The sequence below is a fragment of the Mesorhizobium sp. M0239 genome (assembly GCF_040321815.1).
Classification (GTDB): domain Bacteria; phylum Pseudomonadota; class Alphaproteobacteria; order Rhizobiales; family Rhizobiaceae; genus Mesorhizobium.
Map to the genome: position 1 here is coordinate 1 of NZ_JAMYSG010000076.1, position 4,550 is coordinate 4,550.

At 61.3% G+C, this 4,550-nt stretch carries 4 protein-coding genes; 1 reads left to right on the top strand and 3 read right to left on the bottom strand.

Annotation, left to right across the window (positions count from 1 at the left end; genetic code table 11):
• Positions 1 to 91: 91 nt before the first annotated feature.
• The 3 genes from NKI99_RS33420 to NKI99_RS33430 all read right to left on the bottom strand — a co-directional run bounded on the left by NKI99_RS33420 (position 92) and on the right by NKI99_RS33430 (position 3,293).
• Positions 92 to 1,102 carry a magnesium and cobalt transport protein CorA gene (locus tag NKI99_RS33420; protein ID WP_023811343.1) on the bottom strand — a complete coding sequence of 337 codons (1,011 nt, stop codon included), beginning with the start codon at positions 1,100 to 1,102 and terminating at the stop codon, positions 92 to 94.
• Between the two features lie 89 nt (positions 1,103 to 1,191).
• Positions 1,192 to 1,917: a phosphate signaling complex protein PhoU gene (gene phoU / locus NKI99_RS33425; protein ID WP_023811344.1), complete on the bottom strand. Its 726-nt coding sequence runs from the start codon at positions 1,915 to 1,917 to the stop codon at positions 1,192 to 1,194.
• Between the two features lie 113 nt (positions 1,918 to 2,030).
• A complete protein-coding gene (locus NKI99_RS33430) occupies positions 2,031 to 3,293 on the bottom strand; it encodes an ATP-binding protein (protein ID WP_352613704.1) in 1,263 nt (420 codons plus the stop codon).
• Positions 3,294 to 3,517: 224 nt separating this feature from the next.
• On the opposite strand from NKI99_RS33430, the gene ppk2 reads away from it, so the two are divergent.
• On the top strand, positions 3,518 to 4,426 hold the full coding sequence (ppk2, locus tag NKI99_RS33435) for a polyphosphate kinase 2 (RefSeq protein WP_023811346.1): 909 nt from the start codon (positions 3,518 to 3,520) through the stop codon (positions 4,424 to 4,426).
• Positions 4,427 to 4,550 lie beyond the last annotated feature (124 nt).

Sequence of the window (4,550 nt, forward strand, 5' to 3'; positions counted from 1 at the left end):
AGACTGGCGTTCTGCATCCTGCCTATTGCATAATTCCTACGTCCTTCTGCCTTTTTCTTCCTGCCTACTGCCTACTGCCTACTGCCTACCCTCACAGCCACCCGTTCTTCCTGAACCGCCAGTAGAGAAACGTGCAGATCAGCACGATAGCGCCCAGCACCACCGGATAGCCGTATTCCATCTTCAGTTCCGGCATGTCGCTGAAGTTCATGCCGTAGATGCCGGCGAGCGCCGTCGGCACCGCCAGGATTGCGGCCCAGGAGGCGAGCTTCTTGGTGTTCGCGGTTTCCTGACTCTGGCCGACCAGCAAGCTCGCCTCGAAAGCGAACGCCAGCACCTCGCGCAGACTGTCGATCTTCTCCTGGACGGTGCGGATGTGATCGGTGACGTCGCGGAACAGCGGATGCATGGCGGTGTGTATCTGCGGCAGCTCGGCGCTGGTCAGCCGTCGGCAGACTTCGACCAGCGGAAGCGCGGCATTGCGCAGGCGTAGGAGATCGCGGCGCAGCATATAGAGCCGTTCGATGTCGGGAGCGGTCATCGGCTTCAGCAGAACCTTGTCCTCGATCGCCTCGACCTCGTCCTCGATCTGCTCGAGCACCGGCATGTAATTGTCGACGATGAAATCGAGAATGGCGTAAAGGACGAAATCCTCACCCTTGGCCAGCGAGTGCGGGCAGCTTTCCCAGTGCTGCCGAACGGCGGCATAGGACGTCGAAGGACCGTGCCTGACGCTGACGATGTAGCCTGAGCCAACAAACAAATGGGTCTCGCCGAAGGTGACCCGACCGTCGATCAGCTGCGCGGTGCGAGCGACGATGAACAAGGCGTCGCCATATTGCTCGATCTTCGGCCGCTGGTGCGGGTGCTCGGCATCCTCGATTGCCAGCTCATGCAGGTGAAATTGCGCCTGGACGCGCAGCAACAGGTTACGGTCGGGCTCCAATAGGCCGATCCAGACGACATGACCGGATTTCTTTGCCCATTCGCCGGCTTCCTCGATGGGAATGTCGGCGATGCGGCGCCCGGCCGTGTAGACGCCGCAAGCGATAATGCCGGATGTCGGCCCAGGCGCCGGGGTCAGGTTCCGAACATTTTCCATCACGACCTCCCGGAGCAAATCCACGGACGAGGATAGAGGCAAAGCCCGGAAAGCTTAGCGTAAATCGGATTACGGTTCGAGAGGCGCGTTCACTTCAGCGGCTGCGTCCCGGAAAGGCTGATTTTGTCGGTCTTGTCGCCCTTGGGCCGCTCAGCCGGCAACTGATCGCCGGTGACGATGTAGTAGATGGTCTCGGCTATGTTGGTGGCGTGATCACCGATACGCTCGATGTTCTTGGCGCAAAACAGCAGATGCGTGCAGGGCGTGATGTTGCGCGGATCTTCCATCATGTAGGTCAGCAATTCGCGAAACAGCGATGTGTACATGGCGTCGATCTGGTCGTCACGATCGCGCACGAAGCCGATTTTCTCCACCGAGCGAGACGCGTAGACGTCGAGCACTTCCTTGAGCTGGGTCAACGCCAGGTTGGACAGAGCCTCGAGGCCGCGGAACAGGCTGGTTGGCTGGCGTCCGTCGGTGACGGCGACCACCCGCTTGGCAACGTTCTTGGCGAGATCGCCAACCCGTTCGAGGTCGGCGGAGATGCGAATGGTCCCGACGATCTCGCGCAAATCCCCCGCCATCGGCTGACGCTTGGCAATGATGATGATCGCCTTGTCGTCGATTTCGCGCTGGCCCTCGTCCAGTACGGTATCGTCGCGGACGACCTTCTGGGCAAGGCCTGGGTCGGCATTGACGAGAGCGGCGACCGCCTGTTCGACCATGCGCTCGGCATGGCCGCCCATCGCGGCGATGCGCTTCGACAGATATTTCAACTCCTCGTCATAGGCGCTGACGATGTGCACGGACTGCATGGCAAAATGCCTTCCCACGGGATGTTTTGATTTTGAGTCGTTTCCTCGAATCCCCGCTGATACGCTAGCCGGATGACAGAAAAAAGAAACAGTCCCCTTGAATTAGGGCGATATCAGTGCGTCGGCAAATGAACCGAGAATGCCGCGCCGTTGCCGACTTCGGACTTGATCGAAAGCCGGGCGTTGTGGCGCGTCAGTATATGCTTGACGATCGACAGGCCGAGGCCGGTGCCTTTCTGGGTCCGGCTGGTCTCGACGTCGACGCGGTAGAAGCGCTCGGTAATGCGCGGAATGTGCTCCTCGGGAATGCCGGGGCCAAAGTCCCTGATCGTCACGTCGATGCCCGGCTCTGATCCGGCATCGCCATGCGCTATGGATACAACCACGCGCCCACCAGACTGCCCGTATTTGCAGGCGTTTTCCAGGAGGTTCTCGAAAACCTGGAAAAGCTCATCTCGATCGCCAGGCACATGAAGCGGCCCATCGGCGTAGTGCCGCTCGATGGCAACGGCGTTTTCGCTGGCCAGCGGTCCGAGCGAATCGATGACGCTGTCGACTGTCTGGCGCAGGTCCACCTCGGTTCCCGGCTTCAGATAGGGTTTCATCTCGAGCCGCGACAGCGACAACAAATCGTCGATCAGACGCGCCATGCGACCGGTCTGGCTCTGCATGATCTGCAGAAACTGGTCGCGCGCCGCCGCGTCGTTGCGGGCTGGCCCGCGCAGCGTTTCGATAAAGCCGGCGATTGAGGCGAGCGGCGTGCGCAGTTCATGGCTGGCATTGGCAATGAAATCGGCGCGCATGCGGTCGATCCTGCGCGTTTCGCTCTGGTCCTTGAACACCAGCACATAGAGATCGGTGGCGTGACCGACCGAGGACACACTCACCCGGTAGGCACGTTCGACCGGCAGCTTCTCCATGTAGTCGACGACATCGGAGGCGATATCACCAGATAGTACGCCATCCAGCAGGGTCTGCATCTCCGGTGCCCGGAATTTCAGCGACAGCGACATGCCTGGCGCGATGCCACCGAAAGCGGCGAAGGCGGCGGCGTTGGCATGCACGATGGTGGCAGCCCGGTCGAAGATGATCAGCGGATCGGCGACGGCGGCGGCCAGATATTCACCCGAGAGCCGTAGGCCGATGGCCTCGATGGCAGCGCCGCTGCCGGTGGATTGGCGCGCGCCGGCGGTCGGCAGTATTGCCGCTGCAAGCAGCAACAGCAGCGCCGCGGGGACGACATAGGCTGAAATCCCGGCCAAGGCATAAACAGCGAGAACCGCAACAATACCGGCCGCAAGCAGCCAGCGGCTATTCCACAGCCGTGCGGCCATGGTTTGCGTGACGCCTCTCTGCTCTGTGTCCAGGTCAGCCATTCGCTCGTGACCTGCCCCCCAATGTCTTCGCACCCGGTCGCACGGTGGCGGAAAACTTCCACCAGACCGCTTGCCGCATGACCCCGAAAATCGGGAATCGATTTTCGGAAAGGATCATGCGCAAATTAAAAGTGCTACAGCGTCCTTTGCGCATCCAAACGGACGCGCGGCGCTGTAGTGGCTCCCCATAGCATGAGTCCGGAAGCTGGAAAGGGTTCGTCTCGATGAAAAAAGCCAAGGAAAGTCCCGCCGCGCCAACTTCGGGGCCGCTGAAGATCAGGATCGGCGGCAAGGAGAGGGAGTTCGACATCGATAATCCCGTGCTTCCCGACTGGGTCGAGGACAACAAGCTGACCGCCGGCGGCTATCCCTACGACAAGAAGATGAAAAGCGACGAGTATGACGAGATGCTCGAGAAGCTGCAGATCGAGCTGGTCAAGGCGCAGGCCTGGCTGCAGTCGACCGGCAAACGGGTGATGGCGCTGTTCGAGGGCCGCGACGCTGCCGGCAAGGGCGGCACGATCTTCGTGGTGCGCCAGTACCTCAATCCGCGCACGGCACGCAACGTGGCGCTGACCAAGCCGACCCCGACCGAGCTTGGTCAATGGTACTACCAGCGCTATGTCGACCACTTCCCGACTTCAGGCGAATTCGTCACTTTCGACCGGTCCTGGTACAACCGCGCCGGTGTCGAGCCGGTGATGGGTTTCTGCACCCCGCAGCAGCACGAGCAGTTTCTCGACGAGACGCCGCATTTCGAACGGATGATCTCCAACGAGGGCATCCACTTTTTCAAATTCTGGCTGAACATCGGCCGGGAAACGCAGCTCGAGCGCTTCCACGACCGCCGCTACAGCCCGCTGAAGAGCTGGAAGTTTTCCCCCATCGACGTTGCAGGCATCACCAAGTGGGACGACTACACCAAGGTGCGCGACACAATGTTCGAGCGCACCCACAAGGAATTCGCGCCGTGGATCATCGTACGGGCCAATGACAAGCGGCGCGCGCGGCTGGCGATCATGCGGCGCATCCTGTCGTCTCTGCCCTATGAGGGGCGCGATCTCGAAATCATCGGCAAGGAAGACAAGAAGATCATCGGCGAAGGGCCGTCATTCCTCGGCAAGCAGGATTGACGCTTCCGCGGCGCGGGGGGGGTGGCGCGCGGGGGGGGGGGGGGGGGGTTTGCGGACGGCCCGCGGCGGGGGCGGGGGGGGTATAGGTGTGGGTTTTACCAATCGGGGCGGGGGGGGACTTAGT